Source organism: Actinomyces sp. oral taxon 171 str. F0337, assembly GCF_005696555.1.
GTDB lineage: Bacteria > Actinomycetota > Actinomycetes > Actinomycetales > Actinomycetaceae > Actinomyces > Actinomyces oris_E.
On sequence record NZ_CP040005.1, the window covers coordinates 1962060 to 1982441 of the forward strand.

17 protein-coding genes are annotated in these 20382 nt (G+C 67.9%); 12 read left to right on the top strand and 5 right to left on the bottom strand.

Annotation, left to right across the window (positions count from 1 at the left end; translation table 11 throughout):
• Window positions 1-35: 35 nt before the first annotated feature.
• The 6 genes from FBF36_RS08620 to FBF36_RS08645 all read left to right on the top strand — a co-directional run bounded on the left by FBF36_RS08620 (window position 36) and on the right by FBF36_RS08645 (window position 5612).
• Complete coding sequence (locus tag FBF36_RS08620) at window positions 36-860, top strand: ATP-binding cassette domain-containing protein (protein WP_138137840.1); 825 nt, start codon at window positions 36-38, stop codon at window positions 858-860.
• A gap of 70 nt (window positions 861-930) precedes the next feature.
• Complete coding sequence (locus FBF36_RS08625; protein ID WP_225792328.1) at window positions 931-1689, top strand: hypothetical protein; 759 nt, start codon at window positions 931-933, stop codon at window positions 1687-1689.
• A gap of 128 nt (window positions 1690-1817) precedes the next feature.
• Window positions 1818-2837 (top strand): ABC transporter ATP-binding protein, encoded by a 1020-nt coding sequence (locus tag FBF36_RS08630; RefSeq protein ID WP_009394497.1) that lies wholly within the window; start codon window positions 1818-1820, stop codon window positions 2835-2837.
• Window positions 2838-2887: 50 nt separating this feature from the next.
• Window positions 2888-3766: a hypothetical protein gene (locus tag FBF36_RS08635; protein WP_009394495.1), complete on the top strand. Its 879-nt coding sequence runs from the start codon at window positions 2888-2890 to the stop codon at window positions 3764-3766.
• Window positions 3767-3909: 143 nt separating this feature from the next.
• Window positions 3910-5004: a sensor histidine kinase gene (locus tag FBF36_RS08640; RefSeq protein ID WP_034491504.1), complete on the top strand. Its 1095-nt coding sequence runs from the start codon at window positions 3910-3912 to the stop codon at window positions 5002-5004.
• Window positions 5001-5612, top strand: coding sequence for a response regulator transcription factor (locus FBF36_RS08645; RefSeq protein WP_009394492.1), 612 nt, complete (start codon window positions 5001-5003; stop codon window positions 5610-5612). Before FBF36_RS08640 ends, FBF36_RS08645 begins: the two co-directional genes overlap by 4 nt.
• A gap of 14 nt (window positions 5613-5626) precedes the next feature.
• On the opposite strand, the gene ffh is transcribed toward FBF36_RS08645, so the two are convergent.
• Window positions 5627-7312, bottom strand: a complete 1686-nt coding sequence (gene ffh / locus FBF36_RS08650) for a signal recognition particle protein (RefSeq protein WP_138137380.1) — start codon at window positions 7310-7312, stop codon at window positions 5627-5629.
• A 362-nt stretch (window positions 7313-7674) separates the two neighbouring features.
• Between ffh and FBF36_RS08655 the strand changes: the two genes are divergently transcribed.
• The 4 genes from FBF36_RS08655 (at window position 7675) to FBF36_RS08670 (ending at window position 11420) form a co-directional block, all read left to right on the top strand.
• Window positions 7675-8667 carry an ABC transporter ATP-binding protein gene (locus tag FBF36_RS08655; RefSeq protein ID WP_009394488.1) on the top strand — a complete coding sequence of 331 codons (993 nt, stop codon included), beginning with the start codon at window positions 7675-7677 and terminating at the stop codon, window positions 8665-8667.
• Window positions 8668-8822: 155 nt separating this feature from the next.
• A complete protein-coding gene (locus tag FBF36_RS08660) occupies window positions 8823-9551 on the top strand; it encodes an ABC transporter permease (RefSeq protein WP_009394486.1) in 729 nt (242 codons plus the stop codon).
• 9 nt (window positions 9552-9560) lie between these two features.
• Window positions 9561-10733 carry a sensor histidine kinase gene (locus FBF36_RS08665; RefSeq protein ID WP_138137382.1) on the top strand — a complete coding sequence of 391 codons (1173 nt, stop codon included), beginning with the start codon at window positions 9561-9563 and terminating at the stop codon, window positions 10731-10733.
• Window positions 10734-10808: 75 nt separating this feature from the next.
• Complete coding sequence (locus FBF36_RS08670; protein WP_009394481.1) at window positions 10809-11420, top strand: response regulator transcription factor; 612 nt, start codon at window positions 10809-10811, stop codon at window positions 11418-11420.
• A gap of 106 nt (window positions 11421-11526) precedes the next feature.
• Here FBF36_RS08670 and ftsY read toward each other — a convergent pair whose 3' ends face one another.
• The 3 genes from ftsY to smc all read right to left on the bottom strand — a co-directional run bounded on the left by ftsY (window position 11527) and on the right by smc (window position 17389).
• The gene (gene ftsY, locus FBF36_RS08675) at window positions 11527-12678 is read right to left on the bottom strand and encodes a signal recognition particle-docking protein FtsY (protein ID WP_034491478.1); all 1152 of its coding nucleotides are present in this window, start codon (window positions 12676-12678) and stop codon (window positions 11527-11529) included.
• Between the two features lie 371 nt (window positions 12679-13049).
• Window positions 13050-13424 carry a hypothetical protein gene (locus FBF36_RS08680; RefSeq protein WP_138137384.1) on the bottom strand — a complete coding sequence of 125 codons (375 nt, stop codon included), beginning with the start codon at window positions 13422-13424 and terminating at the stop codon, window positions 13050-13052.
• Between the two features lie 161 nt (window positions 13425-13585).
• Window positions 13586-17389, bottom strand: a complete 3804-nt coding sequence (smc, locus tag FBF36_RS08685; protein ID WP_138137386.1) for a chromosome segregation protein SMC — start codon at window positions 17387-17389, stop codon at window positions 13586-13588.
• Between the two features lie 166 nt (window positions 17390-17555).
• Here smc and FBF36_RS08690 point away from each other — a divergent pair, with 166 nt between their 5' ends.
• Together FBF36_RS08690 and FBF36_RS08695 are read left to right on the top strand one after the other, a co-directional pair.
• Window positions 17556-18503, top strand: a complete 948-nt coding sequence (locus FBF36_RS08690) for an ABC transporter ATP-binding protein (RefSeq protein WP_034493642.1) — start codon at window positions 17556-17558, stop codon at window positions 18501-18503.
• Entirely contained in the window at window positions 18503-19747 is a 1245-nt protein-coding gene (locus FBF36_RS08695; RefSeq protein ID WP_009398791.1) for an ABC transporter permease, read from the top strand. The genes FBF36_RS08690 and FBF36_RS08695 overlap by 1 nt, the downstream gene beginning before the upstream one ends.
• Window positions 19748-19870: 123 nt before the next feature.
• Here the strand turns inward: FBF36_RS08695 and ndk are convergent, their stop codons facing one another.
• Entirely contained in the window at window positions 19871-20311 is a 441-nt protein-coding gene (ndk, locus tag FBF36_RS08700) for a nucleoside-diphosphate kinase (RefSeq protein WP_009398790.1), read from the bottom strand.
• Between the last annotated feature and the right edge of the window lie 71 nt (window positions 20312-20382).

Below are 20382 nucleotides of genomic sequence, written 5' to 3' on the forward strand. Positions count from 1 at the left end.
CCGGGAACCACGATCAAGAGGACTGAAGGACCATGATGAGCGCCTCACCATCTTCCACCCCTGTCTCGAGCCCCTCAAACTCTGACTCGCCATTGGAGGAGCAGGTGACGAGCAGCGGACTTTCCATAGAATTTTCCAACGCCGGCTACAGGCATCGTTGGGGGAACTGGTCGCTGCACAACATCACCCACACCTTCAAACCTGGAAGAATCACCGGGCTCCTGGGGAGAAACGGCTCAGGGAAGTCGACACTACTGGATCTGGCCGCCGGATTGCGTCGCCCAACAGAGGGAGCAGTGACGACATCAGGCATGGATATCATCGATAGCTCTGCGGCTCGGTCGTCGATTTGTCTGCTCGGAACGCGCAGGAGCCTCTTGGAACGCTCTCAGATCAAGGACTCGCTTGCCTTGTGGGAGGCTTCTCGACCGGGGTGGAGCCGTCAGGATGCCGAGCGCTATCTCACCTTGTTCGAGATACCGGCCACAACACGTCCGTCGCGACTGTCTTTCGGTCAGCGTTCCGCACTCGACGCCGTCTTCGCACTGGCATGCCACTGTCCCGTCCTGCTCCTGGATGAGATCCAGCTGGGCATGGATGCCGTGGTTCGACGCATGTTCTGGGAGGCCCTGCTCGACCTCTACGTACGGGAGCGCCCTACCATCATTATCTCTTCTCACGAGGTTGATGACATTGAGGACCTTGTGGAGGACGTCGTCGTCCTGCAGCACGGAACCATGAGCGCGGCGGCAAGCGCCGACGACCTGCGAGCCGCCGCCACCGCCCCCAACACCCCGCTGGCATCGCTGACTGATGCACTTGTGGACATGACGACCCCTGCGTCGGACACCACCAGTTAAGACATGTCTGCGGCACATACTCTCGTAAGATCTCTCCGCGCAGAGCATTGGCTCTAGAAGGAGCAGGACCATGCCCTCACTTATCCATTCTTCATTTCATGACCGTCTCACCATTGAAGAGAATGCCGACACAACGAGAACATCTTCTGGCATGTCAGGGGCAGTAGCCACCCCTCCTTCCACCACAGGCGAATGGCTCCGAGCAGCCCGCATAGCAAGAGCACTACTGAAGAGATGGGTCACACCATTCTTTGCACTGCAGATCATCTGCATTCTGATCGTCATTTCCATCACCCCAATGGCTGACTCCTACGTGTATGCCGGATCGCTTCAGTTCATTGCCGGGGGCATCACGGTCGGGTTTGCGCTCTCCTTGACTGAACGCTCTCTCCTGTTCGCAGGAGCTACCGCACAGACGATCTGGCGGATTACGATTGCCTGCGCGTGCGCGACCACCGCACTCATCGCCATCGGCATGGCTATCTGCACCGCATTGGACATTGCAGTAGGGAACGTAAACGTCACCTATATCTACGTCATACAGTACACTGGAGTCGGACCTTACCTCTGGCTCCTCGTCCCCCTGGGGGCGTTCCCCGGATTCCTCGCATCCGTATGTGTGGGCATGGCGATCAGGCACTTGGGCCCATGGAGCATAACGTTCATCACGGCTTTAACAATTCTGCTCATGAACCCCATCGTCTTTCTCGTCATTTCTCATGATTCTCACACTGGCCTCCTCGGGTATGTCTCCTACCTTCTGGTGGCAGCATTCCTCTACCCATTCCTCCTGCGATTCATTCTGAGTCGACCTCGCAACGAGGAGTAAGCCACTCACGACAGAACTCGGGGCGCTCCAGTACACCACTGGAGCGCCCCTGTCATATGACACCTGTCATGCGGCAGCGGTGACAGCGCTCAGTACCGGGAGCCGCGGGCCGGCGGGAACCTGGCGCTATGATCCGAACCACCGCAGCCCCCGTCACTCGCTCCCCGAGTTCCTGCCCTCAGGTCGGGCGCACAGCTCCAGCCCCCGCGATCAACTCCCGTGGTCTGCGTAAGACATTCGGGAGCATCGTCGCCGTCGACAACCTCGACCTGACCGTCCGGCCCGGAGAGGTGGTCGCCTTCCTGGGCCCCAATGGCGCGGGCAAGTCCACCACCCTCGACATGGTCCTGGGGCTGGCCCGGCCCGACGCCGGAACGATCGAGCTTCTGGGGACCTCCCCCAACCAGGCGGTCCAGGCTGGTCGCGTTGGTGTCATCTTCCAGGACGGCGGTCTTCTGGACGACTTCACCGTCGGGGAGACCCTGCGGGTCGTGGCCTCGATGCGACCCCGGCACTGCGACGGCGTCTCGCACGCTTCCAGGCTCGACGACGTCGTCGACCAGGCGAATCTTGGCCGGATCCTCACCCGCAGAGTGAGCCGCTGCTCGGGAGGCGAGCGCCAGCGCCTGCGCCTGGCCCTTGCTCTGCTGCCAGACCCCGACCTCCTCGTGATGGACGAGCCCACCGCCGGCATGGACGTCAGCGCCCGGATTGCCTTCTGGGAGACGATGCGCACCCAGACCCGGCGAGGTCGCACCATCCTGTTCGCCACCCACTACCTGGAGGAGGCGGCCTCCTTCGCCGACCGCATCGTCATCATCGCCCACGGCCGCCTGGTCGCCGACGGCAACGTCGATGAGATCCGAGCCCTGGGCGACGGCGCCCTGGTCACCGCCACCTGGCCCGGAATCTCCGAGGAAGCACTGGGTCAGCACCTGGCCGACTGCCCCGCGGCCAGCAGCATCCTGCACGCGGTCGTCCACGGTGAGCACGTGGAGCTGCGCACGACGGACTCCGACACCGTCACCCGCTGGCTGCTGAGCGCCACCCCCGCCGAGCACCTGGGTATCGGCGCCGCGAGCCTCAACGAGGTCTTCACCGCACTGACCTCCGGCGGCTCCGACGAAGCACCCCCGCCAACGCCTTAGCCCGCATCCTTCACCCTGACCACCATCACCACATGCATTGAGGCCACATCATGACCGCGACACCCCAGGCAGCCTCCGATCTCTCCGCCTCCCCCGTGAGTCCCTCTGCCGGCAGCTCCGGCGGCCAGTCACACCGTTCGGGAGGACTCAGGCCCGCACGCCCTCTTCTGACCTACCTCTGGCTCGACCTCTACCGGAGCCTGCGCGAGCCGGCCAACCTCTTCTTCGTCATCGCCTTCCCTCTGGCGATGTACCTCGTCTTCGGCCGGTTGAACGCCTCCGCCGGGGACTACGGCCCACACGCTCACGGCAATGTCTCGGCATCGGTGATGCTCGCCATGGCCTCCTTCAGCGCCTGTCTGGGTGCCACGAGCGCCTCGGCGGCGGCCGCTGTCGAACAGTCTGCGGGCTGGGGCCGGCAGATGGCTGTCACCTCCCGGGGCCTGCGCGGCTACCTGGTGGTCAAGACCGGCACCGCGGTGGGAACCGCAGCTCTTCCCGTCGTCGTCGTGCTCACCGCCGGCGCACTGACGGACTCCCGGATGGAGGGCTGGGCCTGGGCCGCCAGTCCCCTCATCTGCCTGATCGGGGTCCTGCCCTTCGTCCTGTGGGGGCTGGCCGCCGGGATGTGGTTACCGTCCTCGGCATCGATCGGTATCGCGACCTCCCTGGTCTCCCTGTTCGCCTTCATCGGCAACACCTTCATGCCCCTGAACCACACGCTCCTGAAGATCAGTCGCTTCACCCCGATGTACGGGTCGACGACGCTGGCCCGGTGGCCGCTGGGCGAGGGGTGGACCTACGTACCGGATCGACAGGCGGGCGTTCAGGACCCGTTGTGGATGCCATTGGCTAACCTGGTGGCGTGGACACTCATCTTCGGGCTGCTCGTGATCGGGGCCCGACGCCGGGCGACCGGCCACCAATGAGCTCGGTGACGACAACGATGACGACATCGCAGCCCTCTGACAACGATGCTGCCGTAGAGACCTCAGCATCGCAGAAGGAAGGGTCCCGTTCCCGCTCCTGGCGCCGCTATCGCCGTCATATCGTCTGGGACGCCACGGTGTGGGTGCTCTTCCTGTTCATCCCCCTCGTCCAGCTTCTCCTCGGCTCCTTCGCCCAGTGGGAGCGTCTGCTGGGAATCGCCGGAGTCATGGGGTTCATCGTCGCCTACGTCTGGGCCTTCTCCATACAGGACCCCCAGGCGGTGCGGGCAGGGGATCCTCTTCCTGATCTCCCGATTCGTGCTCTTCTGGGTAAATTGGCGGGCCCGATTCTCTTCAGCATGATGGCACTGCCGGCTCTGGGCTGGTGGACCGCTTACTTCTTCCCCTTCTTCTGCTCGTTGATCCTGTTCTTCACAACGCTGCGTCGGGGACTCCCGACCGTTATCACCGCGGTCACTCTCTTGACGGCCGCCTCCCTGGCGTGGAACACGCATCCGGAGTCACGCTGGCTGGTGCTGGGCGCTGCGCTATCGGGACTGACCATCGTCATCGCCCGCATCGCGGTGGAGCTCCAGGAGCGCAGAGCATCCGCCGAGCGGGAGCTCGCCCTCGTCTCCCAGCGAGAGGAGCTCGGGCGCGATGTCCACGACATCCTGGGACACTCCTTGACGGTGCTCACTCTCAAGGCCGAGGTCGCCCGCCGGCTCATCGAGCGCGACCCGGCCGCCTCCTCCCGGGAGCTCGACGAGGTCATCACCCTGGCCCGCGGGGCCCTAGCCGACGTGCGATCCACGGTGACACGCCTGCGGTCCCCAGACCTGGTCAGCCAGGTGGAGGCCACGCGTACCGCCCTGAGTGCCGCCCGGATCCGCGTGGATGTGACCGGCAGCGCCCAGGACATTCCCGAGCGGCAGCGAGTTGTGCTGGCCTGGGCCCTGCGCGAGGCCACCACGAACGTCGTCCGGCACGCGCACGCCACCCATGTCACCGTGCACCTGGCACCGGGGCTGCTACGGGTGAGCGACGACGGTATCGGCCTGGCCGGTGACAAACCCGGCAACGGGTTGGAGGGCCTGCGCTCCCGCATTGAGCAGGAGGGCGGTTGCCTCACCATGACCAGTCCGATCAACCGTCGCACCGAATCGTCCGGCGCCGTCGACACAGACTCCACTGACGTGCAGTCCGGTGGAACCAGACTGGAAGTGAGGCTGCCGTGAGCCCGATCCGCGTACTCATCGCCGACGACCAGGCCCTCGTGCGTGGAGCGCTGGCGACGCTTCTGGGGCTGGAGAGCGATCTGGAGGTCGTGGCCCAGGTGGGGCGGGGCGACGAGGTCCTGGAGGCGGTGCGCGAGCACGCCGTGGATGTGGCCCTGGTGGATATCGACATGCCGGGGCGCGACGGGCTGGCGGCCACCGCCGAGGTCGTCTCCTCCGAGACGTCGTGCAGGTGTCTCATTGTGACGACCTTCGGTCGCCCGGGCTACCTCTCACGGAGCATGGAGGCGGGGGCCGTGGGCTTCATCGTCAAGGACACCCCGCCTGAGGCGCTGGCTGATGCGATCCGCAAGGTTCATGCGGGTCTGCGGGTCATCGACCCCGAGCTCGCCCAGGAGTCAGTTCTGCTCGGACCCAATCCGCTGACCGACAGGGAGAAGGAGGTTCTGCTGGCGGCGGCCACGGGCGCGGACGCCCGAGAGATCGCCACGCGGCTGAGCCTGGGCGAGGGCACGGTGCGCAACTACCTATCCTCAGCGATCGCCAAGACCCACGCCCGTAACCGCACCGAGGCTGCCCGCACCGCCGAGACCAACGGCTGGCTGTGAGCGGAGCCTGACTTCTACAGCCCGAGGTGGCGGCGCAGGTCCTCGGGCAGGGCACCCATGGCGTCGGCGACGTCGTCGTCCGAGGGCTGCGCTCCGGCCTGGGCCTGCTGCTGGGCCTGAGGCATGATCCCGTAGCCGGAGGCGCCGGACTGGCCGCCGCCGAGCCCGAAGGAGGAGCCGGCTGCGGGCGCAGCGCCCTGGCCGCCCTCGATCTTGGCCTGCTTGGCGGCAGCGGCCTCCTTGGCCTGACGGGCGGCCTTGGCGGGGTTGCCGCTGCGGCCCTTCTTGCCGCCCTTGCCGCGCTTGGCCTTGGGGGCCTGGCGGGCCTTGGAGTGCTTGCCCATGCCGGGCAGCGACCCCATGCCGGGCATGGGACCGCCCTCACCGAGTCCGCCCATGCCGCCGGAGGCCATGGCCTCCATCATCTTCTTGGCCTGCTCGAATCGGTCCACGAGCTCGTTGACGGCCTGGACCGTGGTTCCCGATCCCTTGGCGATGCGGCTACGGCGGGAGCCGTTGAGGATGGACAGGTCCTTGCGCTCGGCGGGCGTCATGGAGCACACGATCGCCTCGATGCGGTCGACCTCGCGCTCGTCGAAGTTGTCCAGGGCCTCACGCATCTGGCCCATGCCGGGCATCATGCCCAGGAGCTTCTTCATGGAGCCCATCTTGCGGATCTGGCGCAGCTGGCCCAGGAAGTCGTCGAGGGTGAAGGTTCCCTTGGCGAGCTTGGCGGCGGCGTCCTCGGCCTCCTGGCGGTCCAGGGTACGCTCGGCCTGCTCGATGAGGGTGAGCAGGTCACCCATGTCCAGGATGCGCGAGGCCATGCGGTCGGCGTGGAAGCGCTCGAAGTCGGTCAGTCCCTCACCTGTGGAGGAGAACAGGACCGGAGCGCCGGTGACGCCGCGCACGGACAGGGCCGCACCGCCGCGGGCGTCGCCGTCGAGCTTGGAGAGGACCACACCGGTGAAGCCGACGCCGTCGCGGAAGGCCACCGAGGTGTTGACGGCGTCCTGACCGACCATGGCGTCCAGGACGAAGAGGATCTCGTGGGGAGAGACCGCATCGCGGATGCGGATCGCCTGGTCCATCATCTCGGCGTCCACACCCAGGCGGCCGGCGGTGTCCACGACGACGACGTCATAACCGTTGGTGCGCGCGTGCTCGACGCCGGAGCGGGCCACCGCCACCGGGTCACCCACGCCGTTGCCGGGCTCGGGCGCCCACACGTGCACCCCGGCGCGCTCGGCGACGACGCTCAGCTGGGTCACGGCGTTGGGGCGCTGGAGGTCGGAGGCCACCAGCAGGACGCGCTTGCCCTGGTCGCGCAGCCAGCGTCCGAGCTTTCCGGCCAGGGTGGTCTTACCGGCACCCTGGAGACCGGCGAGCATGATGATCGTGGGCCCGCGGTCGGCCCAGTGGATCTCCCGGGTCTGACCTCCCAGGACCTCGATGAGCTCCTCGTTGACGATCTTGACGACCTGCTGGCCCGGGTTGAGGGCCTGGGAGCGGGCGGCATCGACCGCCTTCTCGCGCACCGCCGCGGTGAAGGCGCGCACCACGGGCAGGGCGACGTCGGCCTCCAGGAGGGCGCGGCGGATCTCGGTGACCGTGGCGTTGACGTCGGCCTCAGTGAGACGACCCTTGCCGCGCAACTGGTTGAAGGAGGCGGTGATGCGATCGGAGAGGTTGCCGAACACGCGATGGTCCTTCCTGGCGCCGTCGGGCGCGTTGGTCGGGAGACTTGAGAGTGGATGAGGGCGGAGTGTCCATGGCCGTGAGCCATGGCGACTCCGCTGACTGCGACCCAGGATAGCGGCAAGACGGGCCGGTCCTCTCCCCCGCGCCCGGACCGGGACTGAGCCCACACTCCCCGGCCGGCGGCCTTGACTACGTCATGCCTCACGGCCTCGGCGCGCCGTGACTGCCTCTCCACTCCGTACGAGGGTTTTCTCCAGGTATACCGCGGTTTTTCACGGCTCGCCGACCCCTGAGATATGTCATGAGCAAGTAGTGACCGATGGGCCATAGACCGCAGCCGACGCGGGACGAGTCTTGAGCCATGAGCACAGCAACGCCTCGGACCGGCCGGGAGACCTCCGTCCCGGAAGTCCCCCGGACGGACCATGTGGACGCCGTCCGACTGACCGATCTGCACAAGTCCTTCGGTGACGTCACCGCCGTCGACGGTGTCGTCCTGACCATTCGTCCCGGCGAGGTCGTCGCCCTCCTGGGCCCCAACGGTGCGGGCAAGACGACGACGATCGACATGATCCTGGGACTGAACCGCCCCACCAACGGCGATGCGAGAGTCTTCGGGATGAGCCCGCGCCAAGCGGTCGACCGGGGCCTGGTCGCCGCAGTCATGCAGACCGCCGGGCTCCTGCCCGACATCACCGTGCGTGAGACGGTGCAGCTGACGGCGAGTCTCTTCTCCCACAGAATCGACGCCGAGGAAGCCATGCACCGCGCCGGCGTCACCGACTTCGCCTCGCGCATCGTCAAGAAGTGCTCCGGGGGCCAGCAGCAGCGCCTGCGCTTCGCCATGGCGCTCGTGAGCGATCCGGCGCTGCTCATCCTCGACGAGCCGACCACCGGCATGGACGTCGGGGGGCGCCGCAGCTTCTGGGAGGCCATCCATGCCGACGCCGAGCAGGGGCGCACCATCGTCTTCGCCACGCACTACCTCGAGGAGGCCGACGCCTTCGCCGACCGGATCGTCCTGATGCGTCATGGGCGCATCATCGCCGACGGCACCGCCGCGGAGATCCGCGCCTCCGTGAGCGGCCGCACCCTACGGGCCACCCTGACCTGCGAGCCCGAGCGGCTACGCGGAGCCCTGGCCGATCTGCAGGCCCGAGGCCGGATCCACGACGTCGAGATCCTGGGCAGCACGCTCACCCTGAGCTCGACCGACACCGACGCCGTTGCCGCGCTCCTCCTCGGCGATCACCTGGCCAAGGACCTGGAGATCACCAGCCGAGGCCTGGAGGACGCCTTCGTGGCCCTGACCAGCGACAGCGCCTCCGTCCCCAGTACCGGAGCGTCAGCATGAGCCGTTCCGTCCGTCCCAGCAGCACCGTCACCCTCCCGTCCACGTCCTCCACCGGAACCGCAATGTCCTCTTCTCAGTCCTCCTCGTCCTCCTCCGCCTCATCAGCAGTCGACCGCCTTGCTCTTTCCTCCCGCACCGCGCCGCCGCTGGGAGGGTTGAGCCTTCCCCTGCTGTCGCTCGAGGTGCGCCGACGCCTGCGCAACCGTCGGTCCGTCTTCTTCTCGATCGTTCTTCCGGTGGCCTTCTTCCTCATGTTCACCACCACTGACTACTCCTCCACGCCCTACGGCAACGGCAACGTCGTGGCGAACATGATGATCGGCATGGCCCTGTACGGCGCACTCATGACCACCACCGGGGCCGGAGCGGCCGTGAGCACTGAGCGGGCCTCGGGATGGAGCCGCCAGCTGCGTCTGACCCCGCTCAAGCCCATCGCCTACATCACCGCCAAGACGATCGTGGGGATGCTCATCAGCGCTCTGGCCATCGGCGCCGTCTACGCCTGCGGCCCCCTGCGTCACGCGCAGATGCCTGCGACGGCCTGGATCTCCTCGGCTCTCATCATCTGGCTGGGCTCCCTGGTCTTCGTCGCCTTCGGACTGTTCGTCGGCTACCTCCTGCCCTCGGACAACGCCATGCAGGTGGTCGGCCCGCTCATGGCCCTGCTCGCCTTCCTCGGGGGCATGTTCATCCCGTTGACACCGGGCTCCACCATGGATCGCATCGGCAGCCTCACCCCCATGTACGGGCTGCACAACCTGGCGCTGTGGCCCATGGGCGCAGAGAGCTTCTCCTGGTGGTGGGTGGTCAACGTGCTGACCTGGCTCGCCGTCTTCCTGGGCGGGGCCGCCTGGAGGATGGGCCGCGACACTGCTCGGGTCTAGGCTCCAAGAATGAGTACGATCTCGTCCATGACCGCCCGCGCCCTGTCCCCCGACGAGGCGCGGGCGCGCCGCACCCGCGCTGTGGCAGTCGGCTGGGGAATCGTGTGGGCCGCCTTCATGGTTCCGGTCGTCAGGGTGGGGCTGGCCCAAGGATCCAGCGGTGGGGTGTGGGGCGCCGTCAGCGCCGTTGTCTCCTGCGCATGCCTGTACGCCACCTGCTCGCTCAGCGTGAGACGGGTGCGTCAGGGCCTGACCTGGCCCAGCCGCCTGGGTCTGTTGCTCATTGTCGTCGGCGCACTCACAGCCACTGGGGCCGCCTTCGGCGTGGGCCCTCAGAGCCTGCAGCTGGCGGTGTTCCTGGCCGTTGTCCTGGCCTTCTCCCTGCCCTGGCAGGTGGCCATCGGCCCCATTGCGATCCTGGCCGGCACGCTGTTCCTCGTCCCCAGGGTGATTTCGTCCTGGTCCACGAGTGATGACGCGTGGATCGCTCTTCTCGGTGCGGGAGGCGCCTGCGTCTTCGGACGCTACATCATGGAGCAGCGGCGGGTGGCCCATGTTCTGGAGCAGCGCACTCATGAGCTGGAGATCAATGAGGAGCGCAACCGCATGGCCCGGGACATGCATGACATTCTGGGGCACTCGCTGACTGTCATCGCCTTGAAGACCGAGCTCGCCTCCAGGCTCGTCGACACCGCACCGGATCAGGTCAAGGCGGAGCTGACTGAGGTTCAGTCCCTGGCACGCTCAGCCCTGGCCGACGTGCGCGCCACCGTCAACAGCTACCGCGAGCTGAGCCTGGCCGGCGAGCTGGCTCGGGCCACGAACGTCCTGACCTCTGCCGGAGTCCGCACCGACCTGCCGCTGACCGTGGATGCCGTTGACCCCGAGCTGCGCGAGCTCTTCGCCTGGGTGGTGCGTGAGGGCGTCACCAACGTCGTGCGCCATGCCCACGCCTCGCGCTGCAAGGTGGAGCTGACTACTGATTCCATTGAGGTGGTCGACGACGGTATCGGGCTCGTCTCGTCCGGCACCGGTGACGGTCACGGATTGGAGGGGCTGCGCCAGCGTTGTCAGGACAACGGCGCCGATCTCACCACTGGGACGCCTTCCAGCGGCAAGGGCACTGTTCTGAGGGTGAGCGCCCATCTGTCGTCTCGACTGACGCACGACACGACGAGCTGAGGCCGGCGGCGAACCGCAGTACGCAGCTGCTGATGCACCAAGCCCTCGATGAACCACGAGCGACGGAGATGATCGATGATCCGAGTGATGCTGGCCGATGACCAGGCCATGGTGCGCGGAGCGCTGGCCGCGCTGCTCACCTTGGAATCCGATATCCAAGTCGTCGCCCAGGTAGGAAGCGGCGATGACGTCCTTCCCGTCGCACTCGAGCACCGACCCGACGTCGTTCTGATGGACGTTGACATGCCCGGCACTGACGGGCTGAGCGCGACCGCCAGTCTCCTGGAGCGGCTGCCGGCCACGAGGGTCCTCATCGTCACCACCTTCGGGCGCCCCGGATTCCTGCGGCGCGCCGTCCAGTCCGGGGCGCACGGCTTCGTCGTCAAGGATGCTCCGGCCACAGATCTGGCCGAGTCAGTGCGTCGGGTCCATGCGGGACTGCGCGTCGTCGATCCGGCGCTGGCCGCCGACTCGCTCGTCTTCGGAGACTCCCCTCTGACCGCCCGCGAGACCGAGGTGCTCCAGGCCGCCGCCGACGGAGCCACCGTCGCCGAAGTCGCCCGGCGCGTTCACCTCTCTGAGGGCACCACCCGCAACCACCTCTCCCAGGCCATGGCCAAGACCGATGCGCCCACCCGGGCCGCAGCAGTGCATATCGCCGCCCAGAAGGGCTGGATCATTCAGTAAGGGCCCTCACCCGACATGGTCGAGACGCCTCCGGCTACCCAGGCTCTGAAACGAGGCGAGTGGCCGGAGGTGTTACGCAGAGACGGGCAGGCCCGTGAGCGACGGCTCAGCCCAGCAGCGCGTCGACGAAGCCTTCCGGATCGAAGGGAGCCAGGTCATCGGCGCCCTCCCCCAGGCCCACGAGCTTGACGGGAACGCCCAGCTCCCTCTGAACAGTGACGACGATGCCGCCCTTGGCGGTGCCGTCGAGCTTGGTGAGCACGATACCGGTGATACCGACGGCCTCGGAGAAGACCTGGGCCTGACGCATACCGTTCTGGCCGGTGGTGGCGTCCAGGACCAGGAGGATCTCGCCGACCGGCGCGATCTTCTCCATGACGCGCTTGATCTTGCCCAGCTCATCCATGAGACCGGCCTTGTTCTGCAGGCGCCCGGCAGTGTCGACGACGACGACGTCCGCCTCCTGGTCGGCGGCCCGGCGTGCGGCGTCGTAGGCGACGGAGGCGGGGTCGGCGCCCTCCTTCTCCGAGCGCACGACGTCGACACCTACACGTTCGCCCCATGTGCTCAGCTGCTCGGCCGCAGCCGCGCGGAAGGTGTCGGCCGCCCCCAGGACGACGGTCTTGTCCTGGGCCACCAGGACGCGGGCCAGTTTGCCGCAGGTGGTGGTCTTGCCGGTGCCGTTGACCCCCACCATGAGGATGGCCGCGGCGGGCGCTGCCTGCGCCCCCTCGGCCCGGGTGGGGCGCTTCAGGTTGAGGGAGCGGTCGAGGGAGGGGTCGACGAGCTTGAGCAGCTCGGCGCGCAGAACGGTGCGGACCGCCTCGGGGTCGGAGGTGCCCAGGACCTTGGCCTGAGTGCGCAGCTCGTCCATGAGGGAGGTGGTCACCTCGATACCGAGGTCGGAGGTGAGGAGGGTGTCCTCGATCTCCTCCCAGTCCTCCTCGGTGAGGTCACCTCGGGACAGGACGGACAGGACCGCCTTACCGAAGCCGCCGGCGCCGGCCAGGCGGGCGCGGAGGCGCTGCATGCGACCAGGGATGGACTCGGGGGACTCCAGCGTCGCAGCCGGCTCAGCCTCCCCTTCCGCCTCCTCGGCGTCCTCACCCTCTGAGGGCAGAAGGTCCTCAACGGATATGGGCTTGTGGGCGCTGATCTCGTCAGGGACCTGGCCCCGCCGTCTACCGGCATAGAGCCACAGCCCTCCTCCGACGACGATGACCAGGATGATGCCGAGAACGATGAGGATCGGTTCCATGGGCCCATCATGCCCGATCATGGACTCACTGTGGCAGGGTCGTCCTCCCCTGGTCACCTCTCACCCGTGGGAGGCGCAAGAGTCACGGACGCACGGCTCGGTCGTGGGGAGAAAAACTGCAGCATGCCTGTGGGCATGCTGCAGGACGGGCGGTTCTCTCGCAGTTCTCTCGCCGTGTCGTCGCCTGTTGATCCGTATCGCTCTCAGACCGAAGCACCATAAGGGCAGCGAGATAAAGAGAAAGCACGAGGAGCGCCAAGGAAACGTTCTCCCGAGGTCAGGATTTTATCCAAAAGTAGCGAGGCCACAACCTCATCTCGTCGTGAAAATAATCGTCGGCCATAGTTTTTTCACGACGCGGCCGTCACCGCTCACCTCTGAGGCTGAGACAGTCCACCAGTAGCCGGCTCATGCACCTGGCCGCGACGCCGGGAGCCGGCGGAGCCGCGGGTCCTCTCCGCGGCATCCATCGCCTTTCCGACGACGCCGACCAGGCCTCCGAAGCCATCGGTCCCGACATAGGCAGCCGGCCCCTCGCGCGTCATGAGATCGGAGAGGCGAGCCTCCTGGGGCACGACCTCAACCTCGACATCCTGCTCCTCCAGACGCACCTCCTGCGAGTTGCGGACCAGGCCGCGAATACGCGAGGGCCAGGAGCGCACCGGGAAGCGCTCGGCGCAAACCATGCCGAGCACAAGCAGGCCGGCGACCAGCACGACAACGAGGGGAAGAATCATGACACCCATGGCCAGGATTCTGCCTTGCGAAATGCGATCTGACCAGACTTTGCGAGCATTTGTCGTCCAATCAACAACAAAACCTGATAACTTCCTGACACAACGGTGGCTCGAATCTGAAAACGACCGTCATACTGTAAGCAAGCTATCACATACTCCTCAAGTTTCACTCAGACATCAGGAGTCACAGCCGTACCGGGGTCGGGCTGGGCCAGCCTCTGCGAGACGGCCTTGGTGACCCCGTCACGCATCGTGATGCCGTAGAGAGCGTCAGCCACCTCCATGGTCCGTTTCTGATGGGTGATGATGATGAGCTGGCTGGAGCGCCGCAGCTCGGTAAAAATCTCCAGCAACCGCCCCAGGTTCGTGTCGTCCAGGGCCGCCTCCACCTCGTCCATGACGTAGAACGGCGAGGGGCGCGCCTTGAAGATCGCCACCAGCAGGGCCACGGCGGCCAGTGATCGCTCGCCTCCTGAGAGCAGGGAGAGCCGCTTGACCTTCTTGCCGGCGGGGCGCGCCTCGATCTCGATGCCGGTGGTGAGCATGTCATCAGGATCCGTGAGCACCAGACGTCCCTCTCCACCCGGGAAGAGCCGGTCGAAGACGGAGGCGAACTGGCGGGCGGTGTCCTCGTAGGCCTGGGCGAAGACCTCCTGGACCCGAGCGTCGATCTCCTCGACGATGCTCAGCAGATCATCTCGTGAGCGCTTGAGGTCGGCCAGCTGCTCGGCCAGGAACTGGTGACGCTGCTCCAAGGCCGCATGCTCCTCCAGGGCCAGCGGGTTGACCTTGCCGAGTCGGGCGAGGTCGCGCGAGGCCTTGGCCAGGCGCTTCTCCTGCTCGGAGCGCACGTAGGGACGGCCCATGTGACCGGTGCTGGGCGAGGCATGAGCATCATCCCGGCTTCCAGCAGGGTCAGTGCCAGCCCCGGAGGCTGCGTCAGCGTCCTCGATAAGATCGGGGACAAGCATGTGCGGCCCGTACTCCTCCACGAGGGGGTCCAGCTCCAGGCCGAGCTCGCTCATGGCGCGCCCTGCCAAGGCCTCCAGACGCATGCGCTGCTCAGCCCTGGCCACCTCCTCGCGGTGGGCGGCATCGGTGAGACTACCGAGTTCCTTGGTCAGCCGGTCGATCTCCTCACGAACCTCATTGGTTGCGGACAGGGCCTGGGCTCGTTCGGCCTCAATGGCCGCGCGCTCATCGGCTGCCTGCTGAACACTGAGGCGCGCCGCCTCGGCGGCGGCGCGCGCCTGATCCCGCACATGGGTGGCGACCGCCATCTGGGCGCTGCGGCGCTGCTGGGCCCGTTCGGCGGCGGCACGCTGCTCCCGTTCACGGCGCGCGGCCGCCCGCAGCGAGTCGGCGCGACCGCGGCTGGAGCGCTCACGCTCCTCGGCGGTGCGCAGAGCGAGCCTGGCGTCGGTCTCGGCGGCGCGGGCCTGGCGAGCAGCATCCGCAGCGGTCTCACGCTCCTGGCGGGCAGCCTCCAGTACGCGCTCATGGCTGTCGGGGCGCCTCCTCCCCGAGGCGCCCACGTCTTCCGACCCCCCGACGCCGTCGGCCGCTCCGGAATCTTCTGCATCTTTGGACCCACCCTCCACCTCGGCCAGTGCGGCGGTGGCAGCCGCGAGCTCGGCGGTGCGTTGGACCGACTCGGCCTCGGCACGCTCCAGCACCCGGCGGGCACGTCCGGTCTCCTCGGCGGCGGCGTGGGCCGCCGAGGTCAGACGGGCCATCGCCTCGGCGGCCCGGGCGGCCTCGGCGTCAGCCTGGCGCAGGGCGGACAGTGCCTCGCTGAGCGCCTGGCGAGCGGCATCCTCCTGGCGCCGAGCCTCCTCCAGAGCCGCGTCGGCCTCGGTCTCGGCCTGGGCGGCGGCGGCGGCCTCAGCGTCGGCCTCCTCGTGGGCGGCAGCGAGCTCGAGGACCGAGGATGCCCCTCGGCCGGCCCCGGCGACCCAGCCGGGCGCCAGGACGTCACCGTTGCGGGTGGCCACGACGGCGTCGGGCAGCTCGGCGCGCAGCGCCCTGGCGGTCTCGAGGTCCTCGACCACCCAGGAGCTCTTGAGCAGCCCGTCCAGGACCTGCTCGAGGCTCCCCGGCTGCGCGGGACTGACGAGCCTGCGAGCCGCCAGCGCTCCGTGACCGGGAGCCGGCGCCCCTTCATCATCGGTGTCGGCGGCAGCGCTCAATGAGGGATCATCGGCCAGTACCAGTCGCACTGCCCCGATGTCCTGGCTGCGGGCATGATCGAGTCCGGCCAGGGCCGCCTCGGCATCGGTGGCCAGGCCGGCCTCAGCGAGCACTCCCAGGAGGGCGGCGACGGCGTTCTCCCAGCCGCGCTCGACACTGAGGTGCCCCGCAAGCGGGCCGAGGAGACCATCGATACCGGCTTGCAGCAGCGCGGCCGTGCCGTCCTGGCCACGCAGGGACATGGCCAGGGTGTCGCGCCTGGCGGTCCAGGTGGCCCGGTCGGAGGCGGCTTCCCTACGCGCGTCTGTCGCGGCCGCGACAGCCTCACGGGTTTCGGCCAGGTGCCGCGTGGCCTCGTCGTGCGCGGATGCGGCCCGGGCCGCCACGTCGGCCGTCACGCCTGCCTCGGTGAGCTCCTGCCGTCGAGCTCCGGCATCGTCCAGCCCACCGCTGGCCGCCTCTACCGGTTCCACTCCTCCCCCGGCCTTGACCAGGGCGGCCCGGGCGCTGTCCTCCCGAGCCTCAGCGGCCCTTAGCGCACTGCGCGCCTGCTCGAGAGCGGCCAGGCTGGCCTCATGGCGGCTGCGGGCCGAGGCGACGCGCCCGCCGGCCCGGGCGATGGTCTCGCGTCGCTCTGAGACACGACGCTGAGCGGCCGAGAGCTCCTGGTCCGCCGCCCTCTCAGCAGTCTCCGCGTCCGTGCGCACCCGGGTGGCGTCACTGAGTGCAGTGCGGGCGGCCTCGACGGCGTCGGCGAGCTCCGCCTCCTCCCGACCAGCGGCCTCGGCCCGCCGCTCGAGCTCTTCTGGGTCGGTGCCGTGGCTCGGAGCGGGGGCGGAGGCCAGGAGCCGGATCCGCTCACCGGCCACGTCCGCGAGCGCACCGAGGGACTGGGCTGTGCCGGTGAGATCCTCCCAGATGCTGCCGGCACGGGCGAGACGCTGGGCGGAGGTGGTCTCGATGGCGGCCAGCTCGCTCAGACGCACCCTGGCGACGCGCTCGGCCTCCTCGACGGCGCTGCGGCGCCGCGCCAGGGCCTCCTTGTCCTCATCGCCGGCCTCCAGGAGGGACTGGGCCTGGACGACGTCGTCGGCCAGGAGCCGGGCGGTGGCGTCACGGACCTCGACCTGGATGCTCCGGGCTCGACGGGCGATGGCGGCCTGCCTGGCCAGGGGACCGAGCTGGCGGCGCAGCTCCTGGGCGAGGTCGGAGACGCGGGCGAGGTCGGCGGCCATGGACTCGAGCTTGCGAAGGGCGCGCTCCTTGCGCTTGCGGTGCTTGAGGACGCCGGCGGCCTCCTCGATGAAGCCGCGGCGGTCCTCGGGCGTGGCGCTCAGGACCGCGTCGAGCTGCCCCTGCCCGACGATGACGTGCATCTGGCGCCCAAGACCGGTGTCGCTGAGGAGCTCCTGGACGTCGAGAAGGCGGCATGGACTGCCGTTGATCCGGTACTCCGACCCGCCGCCACGGAACAGGGTGCGCGAGATGGTGACCTCGGTGTAGTCGATCGGCAGGACGCCGTCAGTATTGTCAATGGTCAGGGAGACCTCGGCGCGCCCGAGGGCCGGGCGAGAGCCGGCGCCGGCGAAGATGACGTCGGCCATGGAGCCGCCGCGCAGGTTCTTGGCGCCCTGCTCCCCCATGACCCAGGTCAAGGCGTCGACGACGTTGGACTTGCCGGACCCGTTCGGGCCGACCACGGCGGTGATGCCGGGCTCCAGGCGGAGGGTGGTCGACGAGGCGAAGGACTTGAATCCCTTGATCGTCAACGTCTTGAGGTGCACGGGCGCCACCCTAACAGCGCAGGCGGTTCTCACGGGGACAGAAACGACAAAGGGACTTGACACGACCACATAAGACAAACAGACTTTCCATATCAAGGGAGGAGGGCATGCGACACGCATACCCGCCTCACCCTCCCATCTCATCCCCGAGCCCGAAGGAGCCATGATGCTCGTACTGTCCGGTCTGTCCAAACGCTTCGGGAGCCTGCAGGCCCTGGATGACCTCTCCCTGTCCCTGGACCGCGGTGAGATCGTCGGCTTCGTCGGCGCGAACGGGGCGGGCAAGTCCACCACGATGCGCATCGTCATGGGGGTGCTGCACGCCGACGCCGGCACCGTGACCTGGAAGGGCACTCCCGTGGACGCCGCTATCCGACGCGGCATCGGCTACATGCCCGAGGAGCGCGGCCTCTACCCCCGGATGAAGGTGGCCGAGCAGCTCATCTATCTGGCCCGTCTCCACGGACTGTCCACCTCCGCCGCCAAGACGGCCGCGAACCAGTGGACCGAGCGCCTGGGCCTGGAGGAGCGCCGCGGCGACGAGGTGCAGAGCCTGTCGCTGGGCAACCAGCAGCGCGTCCAGCTGGCCGCCGCGCTGGTGAGCGACCCCGAGCTGCTCATTCTCGATGAGCCCTTCTCCGGCCTGGACCCGGTGGCCGTGGACGTCATGAGCCAGGTCATCCAGGAGCGGGCGGCCGCCGGAGTGCCCACTCTCTTCTCCTCCCACCAGCTCGACGTCGTCGAGCGCCTGTGTGACCGGGTGGTCATCATCCGCTCGGGCCGACTCGTGGCCGACGGCACGATTCCCGAGCTGCAGGCCACCGAGGCGCCCCGGTGGCGGGTCGTCGTCGAGCAGGCCGCCGGGAGCGCCCCAGTGGAGGCCGCGTCCTTGAACCTGCCCGCCCCCGCGGTCGAGCTCGATGATGCCGGCCGCCTGGTCATCACCGCGGCGGGAGCCGATGAGCAGGAGCTGCTGAGTACGGCCCAGCGCCTGGGAACGGTGCGCGAGCTCGGCCCGGTGCGCCACCCGCTCACCGAGATCTTCCGGGACGTCCTCACCACTGCCGCCCGTGAGGGGACGGCAGACACGAACGAGACGAAGGAGGCTCACTGATGAGCGACCGGACCACCCCTATCACTCGCCGTCAGGAGATCGCCCTGGTCACCGGCCGCGAGCTGCGGGCGCACCTGCTGAAGAAGTCGACCATCATCCTGACCCTGGTGCTGCTCATCGCCGCCATTGGCGGCATCGTCGGTATCAAGCTCTACACCTCGGGCCAGGACCAGGCCTACCGGGTCGGACTCAAGGGCGTGACGGTTGCTCAGGCCACCGGGTTGGACAAGGTGTCCGCCTCCAACGGGGAGACGATTGAGCTCGTTGACGTCTCCGCTCACCAGGCGAAGGACGTCCTGGCCGACGACGCCCCCGAGGGCACGCCGCACGTGGACATGGTTCTCGACGTCTCCGGCTCCGCCCCCACCATCACGGTGGAGAAGTCGGCTGACGACGCGGTCGTCTCGGGGGTCACGGCCTTCCTTCAGCAGGCGGCTCTGGGCCAGCAGATCGCATCCTTGGGAGGCGATCCCGCCCAGGTGGCCTCGCAGCTCAGTGCCGCCAAGCCTGAGGTCACGGTGCTTCATGCCCCTCAGCGCGATTCCGCCGACTTCGGCTCGCGCTACGCGATCCTCATGACGATCGACATCCTGCTGCTGTTCGCCATCATGGGCGGTGGTCAGTTCATCGCCCAGGGAGTGGTGGAGGAGAAGTCGAGCCGGATCGTGGAGATCCTCCTGGCCTGCGTACGGCCCAGCTCACTGTTGGCCGGCAAGATCCTGGGGATCGGCATCGCCTCGGTGCTGACCACGGGAGTCGTCGCCGTCGCCGGGGTCATCACCGCGAAGGCAACGGGAGTCATGCCGGACATCAGTCTCAACCTGGACGGCGTGCTCGTCGCGATGATCGTGTGGATGATCGTGGGCTACGCGATCTTCGCGGTCGCCTTCGGGGCCGCGGCCTCACTCGTGAGCCGGCAGGAGGACGTCAGCTCGGTGAGCATGCCCCTGGTCATGCTCTCGATGATCCCCTATGTCCTGAGCTTCATGATGGCCACTGGGGACACCAACAGCGTGACCTTCCGAGTGCTGTCCTACCTGCCGCCCTTCGCCCCCTTCATGATGCCGGCGCGCCTGGTGCTGGGGATCTCCTCCTGGACCGAGCAGCTGATCGCCCTGGGGATCGCACTCGTCTTCCTTCCGCTGCTGGTGCGCGTGGCGGCGGCGATCTACACCCGGGCCGTCACCCGCACCGGCGCCCGGGTCCCGCTCAAGGAGGTCCTCAGGAGGGCGGAGCGGGCCTGAGCACGGTCCTCATCCGCCTTCACCGACCACATACCGACGACGATGGTACGCCTCCCCATGAAGGGAGGCGCACCATCGTCGTCTGATGGCAGCCGTCAAGCGCTCTGCGCGGCGGGTTGCGAGTCAGCCGGCCAGCTCGGGGAACCAGATGGCGATCTCGCGGGCGGCGGACTCGTCGCTGTCCGAGCCGTGGACGAGGTTGAGGATGGCCGGGGTGCCCCAGTCACGTCCCAGGTCTCCGCGGATGGTGCCGGGGGCGGCCTTAGTGGGGTCTGTGGGCCCCATGAGGCTGCGCACGCCCTCGACGACGCGCTGCCCCTCGGCGACCGCGGCCACCACGTTGCCGGAGGTCATGTACTCCACGACACCGGGGTAGAAGGGCTTGTTCACGTGCTCGGCGTAGTGCTCGGCAAGGATCTCCTCGGTGGGCGTAAGGACCTTCAGGGCCGTCAGGGCGTACCCCTTGGCCTCGATACGACGCAGGATCTCACCGGTGAGGCGACGCTCGACGGCGTCGGGCTTGATGAGAACGAGGATGCGACCGGTCTGGGACGTGCTGGTCATGGGGGCTCCTTGGTGGGTTGGCGGGTGAGAGACCGAGTGGACCATAACGGGTCCGGGCCCCTGCCGGCCAT